This window comes from Pseudomonas lundensis (genome assembly GCF_001042985.1).
Classification (GTDB): domain Bacteria; phylum Pseudomonadota; class Gammaproteobacteria; order Pseudomonadales; family Pseudomonadaceae; genus Aquipseudomonas; species Aquipseudomonas lundensis.
Window position 1 is genome coordinate 1 of record NZ_JYKY01000088.1, and the last position, 547, is coordinate 547.

Annotated in this window: 1 protein-coding gene; it reads left to right on the forward strand. The window is 61.2% G+C overall.

Annotated features, from left to right (window positions below; translation table 11 throughout):
- Positions 1–547: tRNA dihydrouridine synthase (locus TU74_RS22990; RefSeq protein ID WP_193790978.1), on the forward strand; the 547-nt coding region annotated here is incomplete at both ends.

Genomic DNA, 547 nt, shown 5'->3' on the forward strand with positions numbered 1-547 from the left:
TGCAGAACGGCTTGATCCTCGCCCCGATGGCGGGCGTCACCGACCAGCCCTTTCGTCAGCTGTGCAAACGTTTGGGCGCGGGTCTAGTAGTCTCTGAAATGGTTACCAGCGACATGAGTCTGTGGAACACCCGCAAGTCGCGGATGCGCATGATCCACGAAGGAGATCCCGAGCCACGCTCGGTGCAGATCGCCGGGGGTGACGCGCAGATGCTGGCGGAGGCCGCCCGGGCCAATGTCGAGTTGGGTGCGCAAATTATTGATATCAACATGGGCTGCCCGGCCAAGAAGGTCTGCAACAAGGCCGCCGGTTCCGCCTTGTTGAAGGATGAGCAGTTGGTCGCCGAGATCCTGCAGGCCGTTGTCGCCGCAGTGGATGTGCCGGTGACCCTGAAGATTCGTACCGGTTGGGACCGGGACAACAAGAATGGCCTGACAGTGGCGAAGATCGCTGAACAGGCAGGTATTACAGCGCTGGCGGTGCATGGCCGCACCCGCGCCGACCTTTACACCGGTGAAGCCGAGTACGACACCATTGCGGCGATCAA